A 24326-nucleotide genomic window follows, 5' to 3' on the forward strand; every position below is an offset into this window, starting at 1 on the left:
GGCCGGGCCGGAGCTACTCGGTGAGCAGGCTCCGGCTTAGCGTTGCGCCGTCCCGGAGGACCGCGAAGCAGTCAACCCTGCGGTCGCCGTCGGCCCAGGTGCCTTCGGTGGGGGTCACGCGGAGCAGATCGATCCGGCCGGCGCTGGCGGCGACGCCGGAGTTGATCGGTGCGGTGTCGCAGGCGGCATCGGCGCGTGCCCCAAGCTGGTCGCGGCCGGGGAACTTGGCCTCCTCCGGGTAGAACTCCGAAGCGATCAGCTGGGCGCCGTGGGGCGTCGAACAGGTCACGATGGTGACATCGCTTTCGATGTCGGTGAAATCGAGGAGGCAGTGTCCGGCGGTGAGCACCGACGGCGGCACGTCCTCGGCAATGACTCCGTCGGCGCCGGCCTCTGTCGGGACATCCTCCGGCGACTGGGGGTCGCCGGCGCCGGTCAGGCCTCGGACGAGGCTGACGGCCGCCCAGACGAGCAGGGCCAGGACGACGAGGCCGCCAAGGACGAGCAGCGCGACCGGACGCGGTGCCTTCTCCCGGCGTTCGCGCGAACGCGCCCGCCGCGGACCCAGTGGTTTGCCCGTGTCGCCGGCCGGCGCCCAGGAGGGCCGGGGCGCACCGGCGGCGGCGCCCTCCACCTCTGCCACCGCTCCCGGGGACGTCCGGATGGCCGTGGCGCCTGCCCGTGCCGCCGGGTGCGCGGCCGCGGAGTCCATCCCGAGGGCGGCGGGGTCGGTTCCCGCAAGGAGGCCGTGGGCCGCGCCCGCGCCGACCGCCACCGGGGCCGCTGCGCGCTGGGGATCCGCGGCATCGTCCGCGCCGGCATCGTCGGCTCCGGCCGTGCCGGGGTCCTCCGCGGTTGCGGCGGACCGCACCGCGCCGGCGTTCCCGGTGGGCGGCTTCCCGATGGGCCGCTTCCCGGTGGGCCCGGCCGGGGCCGTCTCCTGCGCGGGGCCGGCCCCGCGGGGGCTGTCCGGGGTGGACGAACCCGTGGGTGCCCCCTCCCCGGACCCGCCGGAGCGGGGCGCGCCACCCTTGGGGGAGCCCGCCGCGTCGCCGGCCGGGCCGCCCGCGGGCGCGGTGCCCGACGGCGCCGCCTTCACGGTCGGCGCGGTAGCGGGCAGGGGGCCGGATACGAGGGTTCCGGCGTCCTCGGCCTCCTTCGCCACCGCCTGCGCCTCCGCCGCCGTTTCATCGAGGTCCACGGCCTCGGCCGCGGACCTGCTGACGGCCGCCGGCGCGAGCACCGGTTCGGCGAGCGTCAGGTAATCCGCCGCCACCGACAGTTCGGGCTCCGCAGCCGGTCCGCCGGCCGGGGCCGCGGCGTTGGCATTCGTGGCGGTGGTCCCATGCCCGACGGCGTCCGGTTTCCCCTGATCCTCCGGACCACGCTGGGCGTCCTGCCGATTCTTCGTAGCCAACCGTTGTCTCCTCGGAGGGTTTTCATCACGCGCCCGTGGTTGGGCCTTCAGAGCAGAACTCTATCCAAATTTCCGGCATTGGGGCGCCCGCCTTTACCGGCGGCGCGCGGCCATTCCGGGCAATCCGGGGCCGGCGCGTCATGCTGGTCACAACGGCACGCGGGCACACGGGAAAGCATGTAACCTATAGTTACGATAAATTGACCAATTACTCCGGGGCCTCGCTGCAGCCTTGGGCCTTTGTGCCCCAGTGACCACCTCCGGATCGACGCACAAAGGGGGTCACGCCATGGGGCGCGGCCGTCAAAAGGCAAAAGCTACCAAGCAGGCGCGGGACATGAAGTACTTCAGTCCAGCGACCGACTACACGGCACTGCAGCGCGAGCTCACAGGCCCCGGTAGCCATGCCTCCAATCGACGCAGTGAACCTCTGGAGCCGGTGGAGCCGGACTATTCGGAGTATGCGGATAAGTATGCGGACGAATTCGACGATGACGGAGAAGACGGCTCCCGACGCACGGGATAGCCTCCTCCGTGCCCAATGATTCCGGCCTTCGGGTTCGGGGGTGTTGAGCAGGTCGGCAATGGACATTGAAAGAGCGGTGCACCTGGTGCACCGCTCTTTCGTTGGTTTCCGGGGGCCGGATCGGCCTTCCGGCCCCGCTCAGGCGTAGGAGCCCACCAGCCGGACCGCTCCGCCGTCAACGCCCTTGACGCCCTGCACGTAGTCCGGTCCGTCGGTGGCGGCCGATCCGGCCGCTGAGCCCACGGTGCCCATGGCCCAGGCGGGGACGCCGCGCTCGGCGAGGCGCGCCAGGGCGGCGTCGGCTCCCTCGGCCCCCACGATGGCCACCATGCCCACGCCCAGGTTGAGGGTGCGCTCCAGGTCGGGCAGGGGCACGTTGCCGAGTTCGGAGACGAGGGTGAAGATGGGCGGCAGCGCCCAGGTGGAGCGGTCAACGGTGGCCTCGAGGCCTCGGGGCAGGACCCGGGCGAGGTTCGCGGCGAGCCCGCCGCCGGTCACGTGGCTGAAGCCGTGCACAGCGGCGCCGGTGTAGCGGGCGAGGTCGAGGCAGTCGGCGGCATAGATGCGCGTCGGCTCGAGCAGTTCCTCGCCGAGGGTCCGGCCCAGCTCGGAGACCTGGCGGTCGAGGGCCCAGCCGGCCGAGTTGATGACCCGGCGTACCAGGGAATAGCCGTTGGAGTGGAGGCCGGAGGCGGCCATGCCGATAACCACGTCGCCCTCCCGCACCCGGTCCGGGCCGAGCAGCCCGTCGGCCTCGACGACACCGGTTGCCGCACCGGCGACGTCGTACTCGTTCTCCCCGAGCAGGCCGGGGTGCTCGGCGGTCTCCCCACCCACCAGGGCGGTTCCGGCGACCGAGCAGGCGGCGGCGATGCCGCGGACGATGGCGGCGATGCGCTCGGGCACCACCTTGCCGCAGGCGATGTAGTCGGTCATGTAGAGCGGCTCGGCGCCGACCACCACGATGTCGTCGACCACCATGCCGACCAGGTCGAATCCGATGGTGTCGTGGATGTCCATGGCCTGGGCGATGGCCACCTTCGTGCCGACTCCGTCGGTGGAGCTCGCCAGCAGCGGCCTGCGGTAGGTGAGCAGTTTCGACACGTCGTACAGGCCGGCGAAACCGCCGACACCCCCGATCACCTCGGCGCCGTGGGTGGCCTTCACCGCGCCCTTCATCAGCTCGACGGCGCGGTCACCGGCCTCGACGTCCACTCCTGCACTTGCGTAGGTGATGGGATTGGGGGAGGGGTTCATACCCGTTCTTTCCTGTCTGCGTCGGTGAGTACAGCTTCGAATTCGTTGTCGGGGCCGGGTTCGCAGCCGTCCGCTCCGGTCCGGTCGGCCGGGTCGCGCTCCAGGAGATTCTTGCCGAGGCGGTCGGCGGTGGGGAGCTCGATGGGGTACGTGCCGGTGAAGCACGCGGTACACAGCCGCTCGCGGGGCTGCTGGGTGGCATCGATCATGCCGTCCTCGGAGATGTAGGCGAGGGTGTCGGCGCCGATCGACTTGCTGATCTCGGCCACCGCGGCGCCGTTGGCGATCAGTTCGGCCCGGGAGGCGAAGTCGATGCCGTAGAAGCAGGGCCAGCGGACCGGCGGGGAGGAGATCTTGACGTGGACCTCGGCGGCTCCGGCCTCCCGGAGCATGCGCACCACGGCCCGCTGGGTGTTGCCGCGGACAATCGAATCATCGACGACGATGATGCGCTTGCCGCGGATGACCGATTCGAGGGCGTTGAGCTTCAGCTTGATGCCCAGCTGGCGCAGGGTCTGGCTGGGCTGGATGAAGGTGCGGCCCACGTAGGCGTTCTTGACGAACCCGTGGGCGAACGGAATGCCAGATTCCTCGGCGAAGCCGACGGCGGCGGGGGTCCCCGACTCGGGGACGGGGATGACGATGTCGGCCTCCGCGGAGTTCTCGCGGGCGAGCTGGCGGCCCATCTCCACCCGGGACTCGTACACCGAGCGCCCGGCGATGGCGGCGTCGGGACGGGCCAGGTAGACGTACTCGAACACGCAGCCGGCGGCCGTTGAGGTGCCGAAGCGGCTCGAGCGCACCCCGTCCTCGTCGATGGCGATGAACTCCCCGGGCTCGATCTCCCGGATGAAGCTCGCGCCCACGGTGGCCAGGGCGGCCTGCTCCGAGGCGACCACCCAGCCCCGCTCCAGGCGGCCGAGGACGAGCGGGCGCACCCCGTAGGTGTCCCGAGCCGCGTAGAGGGTTCCTTCGTCCATGAACACGAAACAGAAGGCGCCGCGGACCTTCGGCAGCAGCTCCATCGCCGTTTCCTCGAGCGAGCGGCCCTCGTCGCCGGCCAGCAGGGCGGTGACCAGGGCGGTGTCGGTGGTGTTGCCCTGGGCGATCTCCCCGGAGCGGGGCTTGCCGTGCCGGTCCAGGACCATCTGGTAGAGCTCGGCGGAGTTGGTCAGGTTGCCGTTGTGGGCCAGGGCGACGGTGCCCATGGCGGTGGCGCCGAGGGTGGGCTGGGCGTTGGCCCACTGGGAGGACCCGGTGGTGGAGTAGCGGCAGTGGCCGACGGCGATGTGGCCGGTGAGCGTGTTGAGGGTGGCCTCATCGAACACCTGGGACACGAGCCCCATGTCCTTGTAGACGTTGATGCGGGCGCCGTCGCTGGTGGCGATGCCGGCGGACTCCTGTCCCCGGTGCTGGAGGGCGTACAGGCCGTAGTACGTCAGCTTTGCCACCTCTTCACCCGGGGCCCAGACGCCGAAAACACCGCAGGCGTCCTGGGGACCTTTTTCGTTGGGGAGAAGATCGTGGGTAAGTTTTCCATCACCGCGCACCATGGACCCATTCTCGCACGGGCCGGATATGCCCCCTGCACGTGACGGCGTCCGGCGCCCGACCCGGCGGCCGCCCGACTCGGACCGGCGCGCAGTGCCCTCCGCGGCAGGGCCGGCCCCCGCCGTCCCCGTCCGCGGACACCCTTCCGGCAGGGCCGGGCGGAAACATGCCCTCCACCCCTTGACTTGTATACGGCGTACACCTAGCGTGGACTCCGATGGTGTACACCGTACGCCGCAGACCTGAGAGAGTGGAAAATGACCTCATTGCGAAGGACCGCCGCCGTCGCCGGCGTACTCTTCCTCATTACGCACGTCACGTCGGTCGCGGCGCGACTGCTCTACGTTCCGGTGCTTGGCAATCCGGAGTACATCGCCGGCGCGGGGCCCGAGTCGCTGGTGGTCCTGGCCGCCTTCCTCGACGTGGTGCTCGTGCTGGCCATCGTCGGAACCGGTGTTGCCCTCTTCCCGGTGGTCCGGCGGCAGAACGAAGGCATCGCCCTGGGCTACGTGGCGCTGCGCACCCTCGAGGGCGCGGTGATCACGGCCGGCGTGGTGGCCCTCCTGGCGCTGGTGACGCTGCGGCAGGACCTGCCGCAGGCCGGCCCGGACACGCTCGCCCTGGGCAGCGCCCTGGTCGCCTTCAACAACTGGACCTTCCTCGTCGGGCCGAGTTTTATCTGCGGAACGAACACCGTGCTCCTGGCCTACCTGCTCCACCGGTCCGGCCTGGTGCCGCGGTTCATCCCCGTGCTGGGGCTGGTGGGCGGGCCCCTGGTCTTCGCCTCGGGCGCGGCCCAGATGTTCGGCCTCTACGAGCAGGTCTCGGTGTGGGCGGCGGTGGCAGCCCTGCCGGTGTTCGCCTGGGAGGTGTCCCTTGCCGTCTACCTGATCGCGCGGGGCTTCCGGGCCCCGGCCGTAGCGGCGCTGGGGGCAGCGCGGACCCCCGGCGATCGGGTGCCCGCCTGATTCGCGGCACACCCGCCGGGAACGTCCCGGCGGGCAGGTAACCGGCGGGGGCTGTGCCATTGGCGCGGCCCCCGCCGTTCCGCCGTCCGGCCCGCCTTCGGCGGCGAGGATGGCCGGCGCCGACGGCAATCCGGCCGCGGGGAGTGCCTGCTCCGGCGGCAAGCCGGGCGGTGCGTCAGGGGGCCGCTGCCGCGCCCTGGGTTTCCGTGCCCTGGGCTGCCGCCTCCCGGGTCTTCGCGCCCTGGGAACTCCAGCCGCGCGCGTGGAGGCGCTCGAAGCCGTCGAGCAGCAGGTCAAGGGCGAATTCGAACTCGAACTGGTCGTCGCAGCCGTGCCCGACCACGGACCCTTCGTCGTGGGTCACCGCCGACGCGATCGCCACCACGTTCGGATAGCGCTGGGCCGCCTGCCGGAGCATCTCGGCCCGCTCGGCGTCCGTCGTGGCAGCCGCCGGGGCGGCGGGGTCCTCGAACAGCTCCTGGGTGAACCCCCACATGCGTCCGCCGAGGGCGTGCATCGCGTGGTGGGTGAGGTCAAGGGAGAAGCCCCCGGCCAGGAACGCACCGATAAAGGACTCCAGGTAGTCCAGCACGGCGGGGGTCATGCCCGTGCGGGTCTCGATTGCCCGCCGCGCCCACGGGTGCCGCTGCAGGGCGCGCCGCGCCGAGAGGACCCGCGAGCGCACTCCGCTCTTCCAGGTGGCCTCGGGCGCCGGTGGTTCGATCTCGCCGACGATGACGTCGACCATGCCGTCGAGGAGTTCCTCCTTGTTGGCGACGTGCTTGTAGAGGGCCATCGGCACGACCTGGAGTTCCTGGGCGAGCCGGCGCATGCTGAGGGAGTCGATGCCGATCTCATCGGCAAGGGACACCGCGGCCTGCAGCACCCGCGTCCGGTTGAGGCGCTCGCGCCGTCCGGCCGGAAGAGTGTCGGTCATCGTCGCAACCCGCCTCCCGCACTCATCGGTCACTCCAATAGGAGTACAGCGTACGCCTGTGCGTCACGGGGAGGAAACCCGCACCGGCGGGGTGCGGGTTCAGGCGTCGTCGTCCAGCAGTTGGGCCTGGAAGCGGCGGGCCCGGCGCACGCTGCGCCGGTCCAGGACGAGGACCACGAGGGCGCCGAGCAGCAGCCCCGGCAGGGCCAGGACGACGGTGAAGAATCCGAGGACCGATTCCCGGGTGAGGGTGGGGTCGGGTGGGCTCGTGTAGGCGATGATGAGCGCGGCGGTGAAGCCGGCTACCGCCCCGATCAGCATGAACGGAGCGAACCGGGGCGCGCGGCGCACGCTCACCTCGCGGCGCTTGGCGGGGCCCCCGGAAGGGCTGGCGGACGGCGGGGTGTCGGAGCTCATGGATTAAGGCTACCGGCGATCAGCGGGTCCGTTCGACCAACTGATATCCGTCCTCATCGAACACCAGGGTGTAGGCGGAGCCGGGGTAGGTTTCCTCGGCATGGGCGACGGCGTCGGCCGGGGGAGCGGCACCCCAGCTCCAGTCCTGGGCGTCGACGAGGAGGAAGTCGGGGGCCGGGTTGCTGTTGCCGATCCAGTACACCTCGGCCCGCGGCACGAGGTAGGCCATCAGCCCCACGCCGGTTTCCACGCTGGCCCCGCCCGGCACGGCGTCGATGACCCGGTGCGCGGCCTCCCAGCGCGGAGACTGCCGGTACGTGTGCGGATCGGCGAGTTCGGCCAGGGCCTGGCCGGGCAGGATGGCCAGTGCGGCGGCCGCGGCGCAGGCGGGTCCGGCGGCGGCGAGGAACCGCGGCAGGGCACGCCTGCCGCGCCGGAGCGCGGCGGCGGCGTCGACCAGGGCCAGGAAGAGGACGGGCATGAGGACGGCGCTGTAGTGCCAGCCCGGTCCCCAGTAACCCTCCTCGGTGGAGGCGAAGCGCCAGAGCAGGGTCGGCAGCAGGACCAGCGCCAGCGGGGAGCGCAGGAAGATGATCCCGCCGGCCGCCAGCAGCAGGAGGACCGTCTCGTACTTGGGCGCCCCGGAGAAGAAGTCGGCCGCCGCCTGCAGGGGGTCGGCGAGCATCGCCGCTGCGTCCACGCGGCCGGCATAGTCGTAGGACCCGGCGGTGTTCAGGCCCGGCAGGATCACCTTCACGGACAAAAGCAGCCACAGGGCGCCCCAGGCCGCGAGCCACGCTCCGGCCTGGTGCCGGAACCGCACCGCAACGACAAGGCCGAGCGCGATGACCGTCAGGCCCAGGTCCTCCTTCACGAACACCAGCAGCGATCCCCAGGCGACGGCGGCGGCGGGCCGCCGGCGGATCACCGCCTCGCAGCTCAGGGCGAGCAGCGGGACGGCGAAGGCCACCTCATGGAACTGCGCCCCGACGGCGGACTGCAGCCCCCAGGACAGGCCGTAGGCCAGCCCGACGGCGGTTCCGGCGGCGCGGCCGAGTTCCCGGATGCCGGTGCGGGCGACCACGAAGGCCGAGAGCCCGAACAGCAGGTTCTGCACCACCAGGAGGACGAAGGCCGAAGGGAACAGCAGGTAGACGGGCCCGAGCAGGACCAGCAGCGGGTGGAAGTGATCGCCCAGCAGGTTGAAGGACTCGCCCTTGATCGGCACGACGGGGGCATCGAGCCCCGCGTAGGCCTTGGCCAGCTGGGTGAAGATCCCCAGGTCCCATGACGGCGACTCGAGCCGGTGCCACTGTGCGGTGGAGTAGGCGCAGTACAGGATAGTGACGGCGCCGGCGGCCAGCCAGGCCCCGCCCGGCTGGCGGCGGACGGCGCCGCGGACCGCGGAGACGCTGCCCGCACGCCACGGAACCCGCCGGCGGGATGCCGCCCTGCCGGGGCGCCGGGACGGTGCCGGTGCGGGGTGCGCCATGGTCAGCCCTCCGGGGTGCCGGAGCCCGGACCGGCGCTTCCCGGGCCCGCTGCGCCGGAGCCCTGCGGGAACAGCGGCAGCCACGCGGCGAGGTCGGCCCGCTGCCCGGAGGCCGCCACCTTCCCCGCGGCGACGGCGCTGCCCCAGGACAGGGCGCCGGTGGCAAGCTGCAGCCAGGTCTGCGGATCGGTCTCGACGACATTGGGCGGGGTGCCCCGGGTGTGGCGGGGTCCCTCGACGCACTGGGTCACCCCGAAGGGCGGCACCCGCACTTCAACGCTGTTGCCCGGGGCCCGTTCGGAGAGTTCCTCAAGGCAGAACCGGACGGCCGCGGCCAGGTCGGCCCGGGCGCCTCCCGGCGCCGCCCGCAGGGCTGCCCGCCCTGCCTCGGTGCTGATGCGTCTGCGTGCCATAGCGTCCCTTTCGGTGCCGATCCTGCCGTCCGGTGCCGCCCGCCGGGGCTCCCCGGGGAGGCATGCCCGGGCTCAGCTGAGCGAGCCGGCGTCCAGCTGGGCCAGGACGGGAGCGGCCAGGCGCAGGCTGCCCACCGGGCGTCCGCCGCCGAGGACGCGCGGAACCACCCGGTCAAGCACCGCACCGACCTCCGCGGCGTCGATGGCACCGGAGGCCGCGAACAGGCTCAGGCCCACCAGGGTGGCGGCCCGCAGGTTCCCGTCGAGGACCTTCAGGGCCAGGGAGGCGCCGGTCGGGGCGGCCAGGACCAGGACACCCTCGGCGCCGCTCTTGGCGAGGATGTTCAGCTCCTCCATCACCACCGAGTTGTCCTGGCCGCGCCCGTGCACGGCCCAGGGGTAGTCGAGCATCGCGGTGGCCACCGTCGCGGCGCGGGCGTCGGCGTGCTTGTCGGAGGGGGCCTTCGCGATCCGGCCGATGCCGCGGGCCAGGCCCGTGAGGGACACCGCGGCCACCGGGGCGCCGCAGCCGTCAACGCCCCAGTGCGCTGGTGCCTCCCCGGTGTACTCCTCGATGACCTCGGCGATGCTCTGCTGCAGCGGGTGGGCGCGGTCCAGGTAGGTGCCGTGGTCCCAGTTGTTCTCGGTGCACGCCCACAGGAATCCCGCGTGCTTCCCGGAGCAGTTGAACGCGATGCGCTGCTTGCCCCTGCCGGAGGTGACGAGCTGGTTCCGGGCGGCCTCGTCCTGCGGCCAGTCCTCGGGGCACTGGAGGTGCTCCTCGCCCACACCGGCGGCGTTGAGCATTGTCTTCACCACGTCCATGTGCTCGGCGCTGCCCACATGGCTGGCCGCGGCGAGGGCAACCTGCGGCCCGCGCAGGGGCACCCCGGCCTTCATGGTGGCAAGGGCCTGGAACGGCTTGAGGGTCGAGCGCGGGTAGATCGGCGCCTCGACATTGCCCAGCGCCGTGACGACCGAGCCGTCGGCGGCGAGCACGACGGCCGAACCCACATGGCGGGACTCGATCAGGCCGCTGCGCTCGAGGACGGCGAGATCAACGGCGTCGGCGGAGCTGAAGGTTGAAAGCATGGAACAAGTATTGCCTATCGGCCGTCCGCTTCCGCGGCGCCTTCCCGCTCGCGCCGCCGCCCACCGGGGCGGGCGGTTTTGCACCGGGTGGGCCCGCGGCGTCGCGCGCTGCCTGCAGGGGCCGCAGGGGTCAGCCGGCCGTGAACTGGACGGACTGCCAGCCCGAGGCGCCGTTGGGGACCGGGTCGGCGCGTTTCTCGGTCTGCGGGCCGTCCACGGGGTCGGTGGCGCGGGCCCGCAGCGTGTGGGAGCCCGGCTCCACGCGGATCTCGTGCCACCACTGGCGCCAGGTGTCGACCGAGGCCTCCGCGGCGAGGGTTGCTTCCTCCCAGGCGCCGTCGTCGACCGACACCTCGACCCGCGTGATTCCGCGGGTCTGCGACCAGGCCGTGCCGCCGATCCGGACCGTTCCCGCCGCGACCTTCCCGAAGGACCGGGGCACCTCGACCCGGGCCATGGTCTTGATCGGGCCCTTCTCGGACCAGCCGCGGTCGGTCCAGTAGGCGGTCCGGTCGGCGAAGCGGGTGACCTCCAGATCGACGATCCACTTGGTGGCGGAAACGTAGCCGTACAGCCCGGGAACCACCATGCGCACCGGGTAGCCATGCTCGAGGGGCAGTGGCTCCCCGTTCATGGCGACCGCCAGCATCGCGTCGCGCCCGTCCTGGAGCACGGGCAGCGGCGTGGAGGCGCTGAAACCGTCGCTGCTCGTGCTCAGGACCATGTCCGCGCCCGCCAGCGGCCGGGCCCGCCGCAGCAGCTCCCGCAGCGGATAGCCCAGCCACTTGGCGTTGCCCACGAGGTTGCCGCCGACCGGGTTGGAGACGCACGTCAGGGTGATGTGCCGCTCGATGAGGTCTTCTGCGAGGAGGTCCTGAAAGGAAAGGGTGAATTCCTCCTCGACCATGCCGTGGACCCTCAACTCCCAGGCGTCGATGTCGAGCTGGGGCACGCTGAGCGCGGTGTCGATGCGGTAGAAGTCGGGGTTGGGGGTGATCCACGGGGTGATGCCGTCCACCGGGGCCTGCAGCCCGGCGGGCAGGGCCGGAGCGGCGCTGGCGGGGGCCGGCAGCCGGAGGCTGCGCCGGACCGCTTCGACCCGGTTGCGTACGCCGGCCAGTGCCCGCCCGCCCGCCGCGGCGGCGACCGCCGCCATGGCGGTCACTCCGGCGGTGGCGAAGAACGAACGGCGCGAGGACCCGGCGGGCACGGCCCGGCCCGCCGAAGCGGCGGACGGATCGGGGGCCGCCGGCCGGGCGGCGTGCAGCCGGCTCATCATCAGCCGAAGGGCCAGCAGTCCGGCGGCGGTGCCGATCAGTGAGGGGAGGGCATCGTAGGCTGAGGCGCCGGCCCGGGAGAGGACGCAGGCCACGATGATCAGGCCAGCAGCGGTGACGCCCAGGGCGCCAAGCACCCACCGGTGGAAGGCCGTGACGCCGAGGGCCGCGGCGAGGGCGGTGATGGCCAGGCCCATGCCGACGAACAGGGCCGTCTTGTCCTTGGTGCCGAAGGTGGCGATGGCGAAGTCCTTCAGCCACGCGGGGGTGAAGTCGATGAAGGTCGAGCCGAGGGCGATGACCGGGGTGGCGCGTGCGGTGAAGAACGCCGCCGTGAGTTCGGCCACCCCGAGGAGCAGCGCCGCCGCGACGATCCCCGCCAGTGCTGCGGGCAGTGTCGTTGAGCGGGCGCCTTTCCTAGGAATGTCCATACCCGGTATTCGGAGATGCCGGTGCAAGGTATGGGTGGCCGGCAGGGCCGTCACAGGGGGAGCGGGCTTCGTGGGGCGGGGCGCACCCAGTACGCTGATCTACTGTGAAGGTTCTTGTGATTGGCCCCGGTGGCCGCGAACACGCCATCGTCCGTGCACTGCTCGCCGATCCGTTCGTCCGGGAGGTCCATGCGGCCCCGGGCAACGCCGGCATCGCCGCGGTGGTTCCCACGCACAGCATCAACGCGAACGATCCGGCGGAGGTGACGCAGCTGGCGCAGCGGCTCGGTTCGGACCTCGTGGTGATCGGCCCCGAGGCGCCCCTGGCCGCCGGCGTGGCCAACGCGCTCACCGAGGCCGGGATCCCGGTCTTCGGCCCCTCCCGCGAGGCCGCGCAGCTCGAGGCCTCCAAGGCCTTCGCCAAGCAGGTCATGGCGGCGGCCGGTGTCCCGACGGCCATGGCCCGGGTCGCCTCGACCGCCGCGGCTGCCGAGGAGGCCCTCGATACTTTCGGCGCACCGTACGTGGTGAAGGACGACGGCCTGGCGGCAGGCAAGGGGGTCGTGGTGACCTCCGACCGCGCCGAGGCGCTGGCCCACGCCCAGAGCTGCTTCGACGCCGGGGGCAGCGTGGTCATCGAGGAATTCCTCGATGGCCCCGAGGTGTCCCTCTTCGTGCTCTCGGACGGGTGCAGCGTGGTTCCGCTGGCCCCGGCCCAGGACTTCAAGCGGATCCACGACGGCGACGAGGGCCCGAACACCGGCGGGATGGGCGCCTACTCGCCGCTGGACTGGGCGCCGGCCGGACTGGTCGACGAGGTGATCACGCGCGTGGCCCAGCCGGTCGTCGACGAGATGGCCAACCGCGGGACGCCGTTCGTGGGCGTGCTGTACTGCGGGCTGGCCCTGACCTCGCGCGGGATGCGCGTCATCGAATTCAACGCCCGCTTCGGCGACCCCGAGACCCAGGCCGTGCTGGCCCGCCTGCGGACTCCCCTCGGCGGGGTGCTGCTGGCGGCGGCGAAGGGCGGCCTGGACCGCCTCGGCAGCCTCCACTGGTCCCCGCGGACCGCGGTGGCGGTGGTGCTCGCCGCCGAGAACTACCCCGACCAGCCCCGGACCGGCGGGCGGATCCGCGGCCTGAAGAAGGCCGCGAAGTCCGACGATGTGCACGTGCTCCATGCGGGCACGGCGGAGAAGGACGGGAAGGTCGTCAGCTCCGGGGGCCGCGTGCTCGCGGTCGTGGGGCTCGGCGACGACCTCGACGGCGCCCGGGGCAAGGCGTACGAGACCCTGGCCCAGCTTGAACTCGAGGGCGGGCAGTTCCGCACCGACATCGGCCTGAAGGCCGCCCGCGGGGAGATCCAGGTGGCGCCGGTCGCCGCGTCGGCGGCGGGCCGGTGAGCGTTTTCGCCCCTCCGCACCCCGAGCTGCCCGGGTGGAGGCACGTGTACTCGGGGAAGGTCCGAGACCTGTACGAGCCGGAGGACGGCGACCCGGACCAGGTCCTCGTCGTGGCCAGCGACCGCATCAGCGCCTTCGACCATGTGCTCGCCACGGAGATCCCCGACAAGGGCCGGGTCCTCACCCAGCTGAGCCTGTGGTGGTTCGAACGCCTCACCGGGGTCCCGAACCACGTGCTGGCCGCCGACGAGGCCGGCGGGGTCCCGGCCGCCGTCGCCGGCCGCGCCATGATCTGCCGGCGCCTGGAGATGTACCCGATCGAGTGCATCGCCCGCGGCTACCTGACCGGCAGCGGCCTGGCCGAATACCGCGCCTCCGGCACCGTCTGCTCGCTGCCGCTGCCGGCCGGGCTCCAGGACGGGTCCCGGCTCGAACCGCTGCTGTTCACGCCGTCGGCCAAGGCCGAGGTGGGCGAGCACGACGAGAACATCACCTATGACGCCGTCGTCATGACAGTGGGCGACGACGCCGCGGCGCAGCTGCGCTCCCTGACCCTCGACATCTACTCCCGGGCCGAGGCGATCGCCCGGGAGCGCGGGATCATCCTCGCAGACACCAAGGTGGAATTCGGCCTCGACCCGCTCGCCGGGCGCATCACGCTCGGCGACGAGGTGCTGACCCCCGACTCCTCACGGTTCTGGGACGCCTCGCAGTACTCCCCGGGGCGTGCGCAGCCCTCCTTCGACAAGCAGTTCGTGCGCGACTGGCTCACCTCCGACGCTTCCGGCTGGGACCGGGCGTCGGCGCCGCCGGCCCTGCCCGCCGACGTCGTGGAACGGACCCGCGGGCGCTACATCGAGGCCTACGAGCGGCTGACCGGACGCGCCTTCGCCTGAGGCTCCGCCCCGCGCCCCGGGGGTTCGGCGGCGGTGTCCGTCATGAAACCGACACTTTCGACCGATCCCGTGGAGCGCCGCGGGGCCGGCGTTAGACTTCCCTCACAATTTCGCAGCCGGCCCTGGCTCCGACATTGGATGGCGGCCGCAGCGCCGGCCGGACCCCGAAGCAGCCCGTTCCGAGGAGGAGTTCCGAATGCAGACGAAGATCACCGTCATCATCGACAACCCGGCCGACCCCGAGGCCTTTGAACGCGAATTTCCAGAGCTGCTGACGATCGCGCAGTCACTGCCCGGCCAGCTCCGCCTCGAGTCCGCCAAGGTGTGGCCGAAGGAGGACGGGACGCCGACGCCCGCCTACCGCACCTTCGATTTCTACTTCGAAAGCTACGACGCGGCCTCGCAGGCCGTCAGCGTGCCGCAGGCCGGGCAGTTCTTCCAGAAGCTGGGCGGCATGGGTGGCACCTTCACCGGGCTGTTCTCCCAGGTCGAGCAGTAGGGCTGCGCCGACCCGGTCCGGGGTACGGGGCGCCGGCCGTCAGCCGTCCTGTTCCGGCGAGCCCGGCCGGCCGGCCGTGAGGAGTTCGTCGAAGCCCTCGAGGGGGATTTCGGTGTGGCTTGGCAGGCGGGGGCCCGGCGCTCCGGGACTGCGGGGCGTCAGGAGGGCCTCGGAGAGCACGACGGCGTCGATCTTCGCCAGGTCGTAGCCCACGCTCAGGGTCGCCCGGCGCAGGGATCCGGTGGTGGTGGGGTCCCAGTAGATCGCCGTCTGCAGGGCCCGGACACTCCAGAGGGCGGGGGAGGGCAGGAAGCCGTCCCCGGCGTCGGGGAGGTCGAAGAGCGCCTGCTGCTCCGGGTCGGTGCCCGGAAGCAGGGTGACGCCCGGCGGGCGGGTGAGGATGTGAATCCTGCCGATGCCTTCGGCGGACAGGTAGCCGCCCTTGTTGCTGGGCACCGCGGTGACGCCGGTGTCCGCGAAGACGGGGTTGCCCAGCAGCAGGTTCCACACCCGATCGCGGGTGGCGTGCCGGTAGATCTCGCGGCGGGCGAACTCCTCGGGTTGGTACTCGCTCAGGAAGTGCACGACGGCCTTCCGTGCGGCGGCGTCGATGAGCCCGGCCACCCGGTCCAGGACGGGGCCGAACCGTGAAACGACCTGCGCCGCGTTGTGCATAGTTCGGGTGCCTCTTCCGGCGCTGGGGGTTTGCTTGCCTTTAATCCAACCGCATTCTCCGGCCAATCCATGCGCAACACACCGATTCCCGATTTCCGGCCGGGACCTGTCCACCAGGAAGGACGCTGCGCTGTGTGGGCGTCAGCGGCACCACACCGGGCACGTTCACCGCGGACAGCCCAACACCCCGCCCCACCCTTAGGTACCGCCGAAGTGCTCCATGAACGGACTGTCGGAATCCCGAGCCAGGTCCGCCAGAAGGGATAGGCCGGCAGCGAGAGGCACGGAGACCGCGCCGCGCACATTGGAAGGAAGCATGGTCTCGGGTTTGCGCGCGTCCCACACCTCGGGCCCTCCAACCAGCCTCTCAGTTTCCCGACCGGTCACGAAGGATTTCTCCGCACTAGTAATCCCCCGACGCTGCAGTTCGTCCGAATGGACTGAGAGGAAAGAAAGCGTGAAAAGCTCGGGGCGGGCGGCTTTCTCCAGCCAACGCCCGAACCCCAGGAAGGAGCTTTGGATCACCTCATGCGGTGCTACTGAGCCTTCCTCAAACAGCTCCCGGTTCGCTCCGTTCGCTGCGAGCTGACTCAGCGGGATAGGCGATGTACCCATGAAATCTTTTGGTTCCAGCGATCCTGAACCGCTTGGAGCGAGCAAGCCTGGACTGTTTGCGTTACGAGCAGACTGCCGAACGATCAGCAGTTTGGCATCACTTGAAAAGGCGAGGACTGAGGTCCCGATGCCGTTGAATAGCCAGGACGAGCCCAGATCACGGAGTCGGCCGTGCTTGTCGATAAACAGGCTTCGGCCCAGATCCGTTCTTGGGTGACGTTGCTGGCGCACGTCGACAGTAGCGAGACCATCAGAGGCGATGTGCTGGAAGTAAGTGCCCGGAGTCATTGTGACGAGGGCAGGAAGTGAGTTGCCGGGGGCGCCCTGGATATTCGTATCCCACCCGAGCATGGGATCGTCGAAGAGGCTCTTGTTCCTGTCCACCTCTCTTTCACGGTACAACTCCCCGACCGCCCGAATCTCCGGCGGCAGAGAGTACTCCGTATCTGCCAAGTGGGCGCGGACGTCGCCCCGGCGAATAGCGTCGCTGAAGTTGACGTCATGAACCAAGGTGCCGTTGGGATACTTGTAGATCCTGAATCGGGGGTCGGAGTCGATCCTGTGTGCAACGTCAGAGAAACTGTCCGCAGACCTCGGCGTGAACTCCGTCGAATTGAGATCGCGTTTCTTATTGAAGAATTCGAGGTACACCAGGAGGACCGATACCAAGGCCAACGCTATCGTCAAGGCTGGATGTATCCGGACGAATATTGAGACCACGCCCACTGCGGCGAGAATGGTGCTCAGGATAACCCACCGGTACCGCTTCGTTCGCGACCAGGTCCTGAACATTTCCGTCCGAAGTCGTCGCTTCCATTTCAGCACTGATTCACTTCCTTGGTCTTATTGGCTCCCATCGACAGTAAGCCTGAAATGCCGTGGCTGAGGGACGACACGAGAGGGCGAATCTTCAACCGTGGCAGCGAGGCAGCGTGGAAAGAGCCAAGCGTGGTGTTCAAGGCTGCAGTCTCCTGCCGGGCCAGCCGCATTGGGGTTCTGCTGAGGTGTCAAGGGGTGGGGAGGCTTGGGGAGGAGGGGCTGTCCCCATTTGCGGATAACAGCAGGAGGGGCACCGAGGAATCCCGGTGCCCCTCCTGTGATTCATCCTGGAGTTCGTGGTTGCGCCCGATCCCTCGCACGAACTTTTGTAGTCGGGGTGACAGGATTTGAACCTGCGGCCTCGTCGTCCCGAACGACGCGCGCTACCAAGCTGCGCCACACCCCGGTGCATTGTTCCCACCGCAGGATCTGCGGCAAAACCAACTTTTCAAGAATACCCCGTGAAGGCCCGGGAGGCGAAACCCGGCCGGCACGGCCGGAGTTCCTACACCAGGGAGTCCTTCCAGGCCGCGTGCAGAGCCGCGAACCGGCCGGTTCCGCCGATCAGGTCCGCCGGTTTTCCGTCCTCCACCACCTCGCCGTCGTGCACCACCAGCACCCGGTCGGCGATGGCCACGGTGGAGAGCCGGTGGGCGATGATCAGGGCCGTGCGCTGCCCCAGCAGCCGCTGGAGGCCCTCCTGCACGAGCCGCTCGCTGGGTATGTCGAGGGACGAGGTTGCCTCATCGAGGATCAGCACCGCCGGGTCGGCCAGGAACGCGCGGGCGAAGCTGATGAGCTGCCGCTGCCCGGAGGACACCCGGCCCCCGCGCTTGTTGACATCGGTGTCGTAGCCCTCCGGCAGCTCACGGATGAACGCATCGGCGCCCACGGCTTGGGCGGCCGCCTCGATCTCCTCCCGGGACGCATCGGGCCGGCCGAGGGCAATATTGTCGGCGACCGAGCCGCTGAACAGGAACGCCTCCTGGGTCACCATGACCACCGAGCGCCTCAGGTCCTTCGCATCAACCTCGCGCAGGTCCACCCCGTCCAGGGTGATGCTCCCGGCCGAGACGTCGTAGAAGCGGGCGATCAGCTTGGCGAGGGTGGATTTGCCGGCACCGGTCTGCCCCACCAGGGCCACCGTCTGGCCCGCCGGGATGGCCAGGTTCAGGGAGGGGATGACCCGCGGGCCGTCCGCGTAGCCGAACTCGACGTCCCGGAACTCGACGGTTCCCCGGGCCTCCGGCAGCGCCACCGGATTCCGGGGCGGGCGGACCGTGGGAACCTCCTCGAGCAGCCCCGAAACCTTCTCCAGCGCCGCCGACGCGGACTGGAAGGAGTTGTAGAACAGGGCCATCTGGTCGACCGGCTGGAAGAAGCGCTTGCTGTAGAGCAGCAGGGCCAGCAGGGCCCCCACCTCCAGCGACCCCTCGAGGACCCGGAAGCCACCGGCGGCGAGCACCACGGCCACGGTGATGTTGCCGATCAGCACAAGGCCGGGCTGGAAGATGCCGTTGAGGTTGATCGAGCGGATGGTGGCCGTGCGGTAGTCCTCGGCAAGCTCGTCGTAGCGGGCGGCGTTGGCAGGCTCCCGACGGAAGGCCTTCACCGCGCGGATCCCGGTCATCGTCTCGATGAAGTGCACGATGAGTTTCGCGGAGACCACCCGCGAGGACCGGAAGGCGATCTGCGAGTGCTTCTGGTACCACCGGGCCAGCAGGACCATGGGGACCCCTGCGGCGAGGATGATCAGGCCGGTCCGCCAGTCGAGGGCGAAGATGGTGACGGCCGTGAAGAGCATGAACATCACGCCGGAGGCCAGGGAGCTGATGCCCGAATCGAGGAGTTCCCGCAGCGCCTCCAGGTCCGAGGTCTGCCGGGAGATGATCCGGCCCGAGGTGTACTTCTCGTGGAACTCGAGGCTCAGCCGCTGGGTGTGCCGGAACACCCACAGGCGCAGGTCGAGCAGCATGGCCTGGCTCAGCCGCGCCGTCGCCCGCACGTAGCCGGCGGTGAGGACGGCGCCCAGGACGGCGGCGGCAAGGTAGGCGCCCCCGGCCAGCACCAGCTGCACCGGGCTCCCGGCGAGCAGGGCGGGCAGTGCGGAGTCGATGCCGAACGCGATGATCGCGGGACCGGCCACCCGGGCGGCCTGGGAGATGATGACCAGGGAGATGGTCCAGGCGAACTGCCTGCGGTTGGGCCGGATCAGCGCCCCGAGCAGGCGGAAGGAGCGGGCCCGCACCGACCGGTTCTGCTCCCGGTCCAGCAGGACCTCGTCCTCGTTGCTGACGCCGGCCGAGGGGGCGCCCGCGGAGGGGGCGCCCGCGGAGGTGGCACCCGCGGAGGTGGCCCCGGGCGATGCCGCGGGCGCGGATTTCCGGTCCGGCCGCCCTGCCGCCTTCGTCACGCGATCGCCTCCTCGTCGTCGTACCCGCTGTCGAGGTCCACGGGTTCCTCCGTCAGGCTCGCGATGACGTAGCGGTAGTGGTCGTTGCGGGAGAGCAGTTCGATGTGGGTGCCGACGTCGGTGATCCGCCCGTCCTGCAGCAGCGCCACCCGGTCGGCCAGGGCGACGGTCGAGGGCCGGTGGGCGACGACGAGCGTCGTGGTGCCGCGCAGCACCTCCCGGAGCCGCTCCTCGACGAGTTCCTCGGTGCGCACGTCGAGGGCGGAAAGGGGATCATCGAGCACCAGTACGCGGGGCTTGGCGGCGATCGCCCGGGCGAGGGCGAGGCGCTGGCGCTGGCCGCCCGAGAGGCTCAGCCCCTCCTCTCCGATGAGCGTGTCGACGCCGCGCGGGAGGGAGAAGACGAACTGAGCCTGGGCCACCTCGAGCGCCTCGGCCAGCAGCGCCTCGGCGTCGGCCTCCCCGGCGGGGCGGGCGCCCATCAGCACGTTGTCGCGGACCGAGCTTGAAAACAGTGTGGTGTCCTCGAAGGCGACCGCCACCAGGGTGCGCAGGTCGGCAAGGTCGAAGTCGCGCACGTCGGTGCCGTCCAGGGTGATGCGCCCCCCGGTCACGTCGTAGAGGCGCGGAACCAGCTGCACCAGGGTGGTCTTGCCGCTGCCGGTGACGCCCACGAGGGCCATCGTTTCGCCGGCCCGCAGCACCAGGTCCACCCCGGGCAGGAGGTCTCCGGCGCCGTCCTGGGCGTCCGGATACCGGAAGCTCACGTCCTCGAAGGCCAGGTCCCCACGCGGCTCGCCGGGCTGCGCCGGGGATGCGGGGGAGGTGATCGGATTCTGCGTCTCCATGACCTCGTAGTGGCGGTCGATGGCGGTCTTGGCGGTGAAGGTCATGGCCAGCAGTGGCCCGATGAACTCCACCGGACCCGCGACGACGGCGGCGGTGGCGAAGAACGCGACGAGGGCGCCGATGCTCACCTGGCCGGAGGAGGCCAGCAGGACGCCGACAACCAGGGAGGCGCCGAGTGCCAGCTCGGGCAGCAGGGTGATGACGAGGGTGAAGTTGGCGAGCGACTTCGCCTTCACGATCTCGGTGCGGCGCAGCTGCTCCGCCTGCTCGTTGAACGCATCGAGGGCCTCACCGCTGCGCCCAAAGGCCTTCAGGACGCGGATGCCGTGCACCGACTCCTCGACGGCAGTGGCCAGGTCGCCCGCCTGGTCCTGGCTCTTCCTCGAAACCCGGCTGTAGGAGGTGCGGAAGCGGAATCCGTAGACCATGATGGGCACCGCGGCGGCGAGGAAGATCAGGGCCAGGACCCAGTTGGTCAGGAACATCACGACGACGCCGATGCCCACGGTCAGCGAGGTCACCAACAGCATGATGAGGCCGAACGCCATCCACCGGCGCATCAGGTTCAGGTCCGACATGGCGCGGGAGAGCAGTTGGCCGCTGCCCCAGCGGTCGTGGAACTCCACCGGGAGTTCCTGCAGGTGCCGGTAGAAGGAGGTCCGCATGTCCGTCTCGACGGAGGTGGCCGGGCCGATGACGAACTGGCGCCGCAGGGCGATCAGTGCAGCCTCGAGGACGCCGAGCAGCAGCACCAGGCCGGCCGCCCACCAGATGCTGGCGGCGGACCCCCCGCGGGTGAGGGAGTCATTGACGAGCACGCGGAGCACCTGGGGGATCGCCAGGGCCAGGACGCTTGCGGCCAGGGCGCTCAGCAGTCCCAGCAGCAACCTCGGGGCGATGGGGCGCACATGCGGGTACAGGCGCCTCATCGATTCGCGCAGCGTCGGTGCCGGTTTCATTCCACCTCTTCGGTGCTCGGTTACGCGCGGGCCGGGGCGGCCCATCTGGAGCGGTCCGGCGGACAGGCTCTCCGTTCAATGAACGGTGGCCGGGAACTTGTCCTCTGCGGCATATGTCCTAGGCGGCATCCCGCGTGGTCAGGGTGAGCAGGACGGCCTCGGGACGGCAGGCGAAACGCACCGGAGCGAACCGGGACGTGCCGATGCCCGCCGAGACGTTCAACGGGACGCGGCGCCCCCGGTGTTCCCACTCGGTGAGCCCGCGGGCCCGCCAGGTGGGAAGGTCGCTGTTGGTCACCAACGCCCCGTAGCCGGGAACGCACACCTGGCCCCCGTGGGTGTGGCCGGCGAGGATCAGTTCGGCGCCGCCGTCGGTGAAGTAGTCGAGCACCCGCTGGTAGGGGGCGTGGGCGACGGCGATGCGCACGTGCGGGGCTTCGGCCGAGGTGCTGCTGCCGGCCGGGTACCCGGCGTACCGGTCGCGGTCCAGGTGGGGATCGTCGACACCGGTGAAGTCGAGGCGCATGCCGCGCATCCCGATGGACTGGCTCCGGTTGGTGAGGTCGATCCAGCCGGCGCCGCCGAAGGCCGTGAACATCTCCGCCCAGGGCAGGTCCCGGGGCGGGCGGACCGGCGCCGAGGAGGGCCCGGACAGGTACCGGAACGGGTTCTTCAGGGTCGGTTCGTAGTAATCGTTCGAGCCCGGGACGAAGACCCCGGGGAAGCGCAGCAGCGGCCCGAGGGCCTCCAGCAGGGGGCCCACCGCCTTGCGGTGGCCGAGGTTGTCGCCGGTGTTGACCACCAGGTCCGGTTCAAGCCGGGCGAGGCCCTGCAGCCAGTCCCGCTTCGACTTCTGGTGGGGCTCCATGTGGATGTCGGAAAGATGAAGGACCCGCAGGGGCCGGGCGCCGGGGGGAAGGATCCGCACCGTCTCCTCACGGAGCGAAAAGAGGGTCCTTTCGATCACCGAGGCGTAGCCCAGGGTCGCGGCCCCGGCAAGTGCCGTGAGCCCGGTGCTCCATGCGAGCGCTGTCCCTACGCCGCGCGTCCTCGATGATTCCACGTTCAGCCGTCCTGTTCGCCGCCGTTGCCGTTGTTGCCGTTGCCCGAGTTTCCGTTGTTGCCGGGCTGGGCCGGTCCACCGAGTATGCCACCGGGGAGGCCGGGAAGCCCACCGGGGCCGTTCTGGCCAACGCCGTTCTGCCCATTGCCATTCTGGCCGTTGCCGAAGAACGGGACGCTCTGGCGGCCGTTGATGATGTTGGCCGGCGGGTTCTGGAAGGGCTCAGGGACGTACAGGCCGGGGATCTGCTGCATGAAGCGGGCCCAGGACGGCCCGGCGATCAGCGAACCGTCGATCTCGGGGTAGACCTGGCCGCCGATCTGCAGGCCGCTGAGCGAGGTGTTCCCCTCCTTCCAGTTGCCGATCCAGCTCGCCGTGGCCAGGCCGGAGTTGTAGCCCATGAACCAGGTCTGCGAGCGCTGGTCGTTGGTGCCGGTCTTGCCGGCCATCGGGATGCCGCCGTACTCGAGCTGCGAGCCCGAACCGGACTTCATGACCTCCTGCGTCGCGTAGTTCACGCCGCGGGCGGTTTCCTTGGGAATGACCTGCTCGCAGGAGGAGGCGGGGACCGGGTAGCTCGTGCCGTCGGCGGCCGTCACCTCGCGGAGGGCGCGGGGCTCGCACACGCTGCCCTCGGCGCCGAAGCCGGCGAAGGCGGTGACCATCGACAGGGGGGAGACGTCCTCGACGCCGCCGATGAGGGCCGAGGGCGCCACGGTGAGGCGCTCGGGCTCACCCGATTTGCTCTTGCCGTTGTGGACGCCCATGTTGAAGGCGATGTCCTGGATGCGGCAGAGGTCGAGCTGCTTGGCCGAGGCCATGGTGATGGTGTTCAGCGACTGCGCGAGGCCGCGCAGGACGGTGGCCGGACCGTAGTTGGTGTCGCCATAGTTCTGGGGGAAATACCCGCTGATGCCGTCCTCGCTCTGTACCCGGTAGGCGCCTCCTTCAAGGCAGCTCGCCTGCCACCGGTCGTTCTCCGGGTAGCGCTTCTTGCTGCCGTCCAGGACCGTGTTCAGCGACTTTCCGGCGTCCACCCATGCGGCGACGGTGAAGGGCTTGTAGGTCGAGCCCGGCTGGAAACCGCCGATACCGCCGAGGCTCTTCTCGGGATCCCCGTCGGCGTACTGGTCGACATTGAAGTTCAGGACCGAATCGCCGGCCGCGTCGCCCGGCCGGTACCGGGTGTTCTGGGCCATGGAGACGATGTCGCCGGTCTTCGGGTCGACGCTGACGAGGGAGTGCCCGACCGCGCCGTCGGTGGTGTCGGGGTTGGCCGTCTCGTTGACCGCGGTCTGCGCGGCCTGCTGGACCCGCGGATCCAGCGTGGTCTTGATCGTGAGCCCGGAGCGGTAGAGGACCTTCTCGCGGTCCTTCTGGGTTTCGCCGTAGGCCGGGTCGTTGAGGATCAGGTGGGTGACGTAGTCGCAGAAGTACGGCGCCTGGGCGGCGCCCGCACAGCCGTTGAGCGTCGGGGTGATGGTGAGGCCAAGGTCGGTCGCGACGGCGGCGTCGTGTTCTTCCTGGGTGATCTTCCCGGTCTTGAGCATCGCGCCGAGCACGAGGTTGCGCCGCTCAAGCGACCGCTCCGGGTTCAGCTCCGGGCTGTAATAGGTGGTGCCGTTGACGACGCCGGCCAGGAGCGCGCTCTGCGGGATGTTCAGGTCCTTGGCGTCCACGTTGAAGAAGTACTTCGACGCCGCCTGCACGCCGTAGGTGGTGCCGGTGAACGGCACGATATTGAGGTAGCCCTCGAGGATCTCCTCCTTGGTGAGCTCCTTCTCGACGGCGATCGCGAGCTTCGCCTCGCGCAGCTTGTCTCCGATGGTCTTGCTGCCGCTGAAGACCGCCTCCCCGCCGTTCTGGCGGGCGGTGTCGATCAGCACGTTCGTCACGAACTGCTGGGTGAGCGTCGAGGCGCCGCGGGTGGTATCGCTGCTGATGTTGTTGGCGACCGCACCGAGGATGCCCTGGAGGTCGACACCGCCGTGCTCGTAGAAGCGGTTGTCCTCGATCGCCAGCAGGGCGTTGGTCATGTTGGGGGAGACCTGGTCGATCGTGACCGGCTGGCGGTTCTCCTCGTACAGGGTGGCGATCAGCGAATCGTCCGCCGCGAGGATCTTGGTCGGCTGGGCGAGCGCGTCGCGCTCCAGTTCCGCCGGAAGTTCTTCGAAAAACTGGATCGAGGCCGACGCACCGGCACCGGCCGCGGCGGCGACAGGCACGAGCAATCCGGCGGCGAGCACACCGCTGAGTCCGCTGATTCCGAGGAATGCAACGATCTTCCCAAGGGTGGTTGCCGTGTCAAAGAGAGGAGAGGTACGAGCAGCCATGTACTGCAGTTTACAAGCACGCGC

General features: G+C 70.3%; 20 protein-coding genes and 1 tRNA gene. 5 read left to right on the top strand and 16 right to left on the bottom strand.

Features of this window, described 5'->3' with window-relative positions; translation table 11 throughout:
- Positions 1–13: 13 nt before the first annotated feature.
- Positions 14–1417 (bottom strand): septum formation family protein, encoded by a 1404-nt coding sequence (locus ACX80W_RS00805; RefSeq protein WP_459279539.1) that lies wholly within the window; start codon positions 1415–1417, stop codon positions 14–16.
- Between the two features lie 289 nt (positions 1418–1706).
- Between ACX80W_RS00805 and ACX80W_RS00810 the strand changes: the two genes are divergently transcribed.
- Positions 1707–1943 carry a DUF3073 domain-containing protein gene (locus ACX80W_RS00810; protein ID WP_159619981.1) on the top strand — a complete coding sequence of 79 codons (237 nt, stop codon included), beginning with the start codon at positions 1707–1709 and terminating at the stop codon, positions 1941–1943.
- Between the two features lie 138 nt (positions 1944–2081).
- On the opposite strand, the gene purM is transcribed toward ACX80W_RS00810, so the two are convergent.
- Together purM and purF are read right to left on the bottom strand one after the other, a co-directional pair.
- Positions 2082–3200 (bottom strand): phosphoribosylformylglycinamidine cyclo-ligase, encoded by a 1119-nt coding sequence (gene purM / locus ACX80W_RS00815; protein ID WP_459279541.1) that lies wholly within the window; start codon positions 3198–3200, stop codon positions 2082–2084.
- Positions 3197–4753, bottom strand: a complete 1557-nt coding sequence (purF, locus tag ACX80W_RS00820) for an amidophosphoribosyltransferase (protein ID WP_459279542.1) — start codon at positions 4751–4753, stop codon at positions 3197–3199. The genes purM and purF overlap by 4 nt, the downstream gene beginning before the upstream one ends.
- Before the next feature lie 255 nt (positions 4754–5008).
- Between purF and ACX80W_RS00825 the strand changes: the two genes are divergently transcribed.
- Positions 5009–5719 (top strand): DUF4386 domain-containing protein, encoded by a 711-nt coding sequence (locus ACX80W_RS00825; protein ID WP_459279544.1) that lies wholly within the window; start codon positions 5009–5011, stop codon positions 5717–5719.
- Positions 5720–5894: 175 nt separating this feature from the next.
- Here the strand turns inward: ACX80W_RS00825 and ACX80W_RS00830 are convergent, their stop codons facing one another.
- The 6 genes from ACX80W_RS00830 to ACX80W_RS00855 all read right to left on the bottom strand — a co-directional run bounded on the left by ACX80W_RS00830 (position 5895) and on the right by ACX80W_RS00855 (position 11778).
- Positions 5895–6656 (bottom strand): TetR/AcrR family transcriptional regulator C-terminal domain-containing protein, encoded by a 762-nt coding sequence (locus ACX80W_RS00830; RefSeq protein ID WP_459279546.1) that lies wholly within the window; start codon positions 6654–6656, stop codon positions 5895–5897.
- Between the two features lie 99 nt (positions 6657–6755).
- Positions 6756–7073: a hypothetical protein gene (locus ACX80W_RS00835; RefSeq protein ID WP_459279548.1), complete on the bottom strand. Its 318-nt coding sequence runs from the start codon at positions 7071–7073 to the stop codon at positions 6756–6758.
- Between the two features lie 19 nt (positions 7074–7092).
- A complete protein-coding gene (locus ACX80W_RS00840) occupies positions 7093–8565 on the bottom strand; it encodes a DUF2079 domain-containing protein (RefSeq protein WP_459279550.1) in 1473 nt (490 codons plus the stop codon).
- Positions 8566–8567: 2 nt separating this feature from the next.
- Positions 8568–8978 (bottom strand): sterol carrier family protein, encoded by a 411-nt coding sequence (locus ACX80W_RS00845; protein WP_459279552.1) that lies wholly within the window; start codon positions 8976–8978, stop codon positions 8568–8570.
- A 72-nt stretch (positions 8979–9050) separates the two neighbouring features.
- Positions 9051–10070, bottom strand: coding sequence for an asparaginase (locus ACX80W_RS00850; RefSeq protein ID WP_459279554.1), 1020 nt, complete (start codon positions 10068–10070; stop codon positions 9051–9053).
- Between the two features lie 130 nt (positions 10071–10200).
- A complete protein-coding gene (locus ACX80W_RS00855; RefSeq protein WP_459279556.1) occupies positions 10201–11778 on the bottom strand; it encodes a molybdopterin-dependent oxidoreductase in 1578 nt (525 codons plus the stop codon).
- Positions 11779–11882: 104 nt separating this feature from the next.
- On the opposite strand from ACX80W_RS00855, the gene purD reads away from it, so the two are divergent.
- From purD to ACX80W_RS00870, 3 genes are all read left to right on the top strand, one after another.
- Positions 11883–13181, top strand: a complete 1299-nt coding sequence (gene purD / locus ACX80W_RS00860) for a phosphoribosylamine--glycine ligase (RefSeq protein ID WP_459279558.1) — start codon at positions 11883–11885, stop codon at positions 13179–13181.
- Positions 13178–14077 carry a phosphoribosylaminoimidazolesuccinocarboxamide synthase gene (locus ACX80W_RS00865; RefSeq protein ID WP_459279560.1) on the top strand — a complete coding sequence of 300 codons (900 nt, stop codon included), beginning with the start codon at positions 13178–13180 and terminating at the stop codon, positions 14075–14077. The genes purD and ACX80W_RS00865 overlap by 4 nt, the downstream gene beginning before the upstream one ends.
- 196 nt (positions 14078–14273) lie before the next feature.
- Positions 14274–14576 carry an EthD domain-containing protein gene (locus ACX80W_RS00870; protein ID WP_459279562.1) on the top strand — a complete coding sequence of 101 codons (303 nt, stop codon included), beginning with the start codon at positions 14274–14276 and terminating at the stop codon, positions 14574–14576.
- A gap of 39 nt (positions 14577–14615) precedes the next feature.
- Here ACX80W_RS00870 and ACX80W_RS00875 read toward each other — a convergent pair whose 3' ends face one another.
- From ACX80W_RS00875 to ACX80W_RS00905, 7 genes are all read right to left on the bottom strand, one after another.
- On the bottom strand, positions 14616–15251 hold the full coding sequence (locus tag ACX80W_RS00875; RefSeq protein ID WP_459279564.1) for a hypothetical protein: 636 nt from the start codon (positions 15249–15251) through the stop codon (positions 14616–14618).
- Between the two features lie 198 nt (positions 15252–15449).
- Positions 15450–16691 (bottom strand): hypothetical protein, encoded by a 1242-nt coding sequence (locus ACX80W_RS00880; protein WP_459279566.1) that lies wholly within the window; start codon positions 16689–16691, stop codon positions 15450–15452.
- A gap of 326 nt (positions 16692–17017) precedes the next feature.
- Positions 17018–17091: transfer RNA gene (locus ACX80W_RS00885), tRNA-Pro, on the bottom strand.
- A 99-nt stretch (positions 17092–17190) separates the two neighbouring features.
- Complete coding sequence (locus ACX80W_RS00890) at positions 17191–18960, bottom strand: ABC transporter ATP-binding protein (protein WP_459280178.1); 1770 nt, start codon at positions 18958–18960, stop codon at positions 17191–17193.
- Between the two features lie 134 nt (positions 18961–19094).
- On the bottom strand, positions 19095–20906 hold the full coding sequence (locus tag ACX80W_RS00895) for an ABC transporter ATP-binding protein (RefSeq protein ID WP_459279568.1): 1812 nt from the start codon (positions 20904–20906) through the stop codon (positions 19095–19097).
- Between the two features lie 118 nt (positions 20907–21024).
- The gene (locus ACX80W_RS00900) at positions 21025–21975 is read right to left on the bottom strand and encodes a metallophosphoesterase (protein WP_459280180.1); all 951 of its coding nucleotides are present in this window, start codon (positions 21973–21975) and stop codon (positions 21025–21027) included.
- Positions 21972–24302 (bottom strand): transglycosylase domain-containing protein, encoded by a 2331-nt coding sequence (locus ACX80W_RS00905; RefSeq protein WP_459279570.1) that lies wholly within the window; start codon positions 24300–24302, stop codon positions 21972–21974. The genes ACX80W_RS00900 and ACX80W_RS00905 overlap by 4 nt, the downstream gene beginning before the upstream one ends.
- Between the last annotated feature and the right edge of the window lie 24 nt (positions 24303–24326).

The sequence above is a fragment of the Arthrobacter melezitosi genome (assembly GCF_054511055.1).

Bases quoted from the DNA above. Each gene is read 5' to 3' on its own strand.
- ACX80W_RS00810 (WP_159619981.1), top strand. From the start codon at position 1,707: ATGGGGCGCGGCCGTCAAAAGGCAAAAGCTACCAAGCAGGCGCGGGAC.
- purM (WP_459279541.1), bottom strand. From the start codon at position 3,200: ATGAACCCCTCCCCCAATCCCATCACCTACGCAAGTGCAGGAGTGGAC.
- purF (WP_459279542.1), bottom strand. From the start codon at position 4,753: ATGGTGCGCGGTGATGGAAAACTTACCCACGATCTTCTCCCCAACGAA.
- ACX80W_RS00825 (WP_459279544.1), top strand. From the start codon at position 5,009: ATGACCTCATTGCGAAGGACCGCCGCCGTCGCCGGCGTACTCTTCCTC.
- ACX80W_RS00830 (WP_459279546.1), bottom strand. From the start codon at position 6,656: ATGACCGACACTCTTCCGGCCGGACGGCGCGAGCGCCTCAACCGGACG.
- ACX80W_RS00835 (WP_459279548.1), bottom strand. From the start codon at position 7,073: ATGAGCTCCGACACCCCGCCGTCCGCCAGCCCTTCCGGGGGCCCCGCC.
- ACX80W_RS00840 (WP_459279550.1), bottom strand. From the start codon at position 8,565: ATGGCGCACCCCGCACCGGCACCGTCCCGGCGCCCCGGCAGGGCGGCA.
- ACX80W_RS00845 (WP_459279552.1), bottom strand. From the start codon at position 8,978: ATGGCACGCAGACGCATCAGCACCGAGGCAGGGCGGGCAGCCCTGCGG.
- ACX80W_RS00850 (WP_459279554.1), bottom strand. From the start codon at position 10,070: ATGCTTTCAACCTTCAGCTCCGCCGACGCCGTTGATCTCGCCGTCCTC.
- ACX80W_RS00855 (WP_459279556.1), bottom strand. From the start codon at position 11,778: ATGGACATTCCTAGGAAAGGCGCCCGCTCAACGACACTGCCCGCAGCA.
- ACX80W_RS00870 (WP_459279562.1), top strand. From the start codon at position 14,274: ATGCAGACGAAGATCACCGTCATCATCGACAACCCGGCCGACCCCGAG.
- ACX80W_RS00875 (WP_459279564.1), bottom strand. From the start codon at position 15,251: ATGCACAACGCGGCGCAGGTCGTTTCACGGTTCGGCCCCGTCCTGGAC.
- ACX80W_RS00895 (WP_459279568.1), bottom strand. From the start codon at position 20,906: ATGAAACCGGCACCGACGCTGCGCGAATCGATGAGGCGCCTGTACCCG.
- ACX80W_RS00905 (WP_459279570.1), bottom strand. From the start codon at position 24,302: ATGGCTGCTCGTACCTCTCCTCTCTTTGACACGGCAACCACCCTTGGG.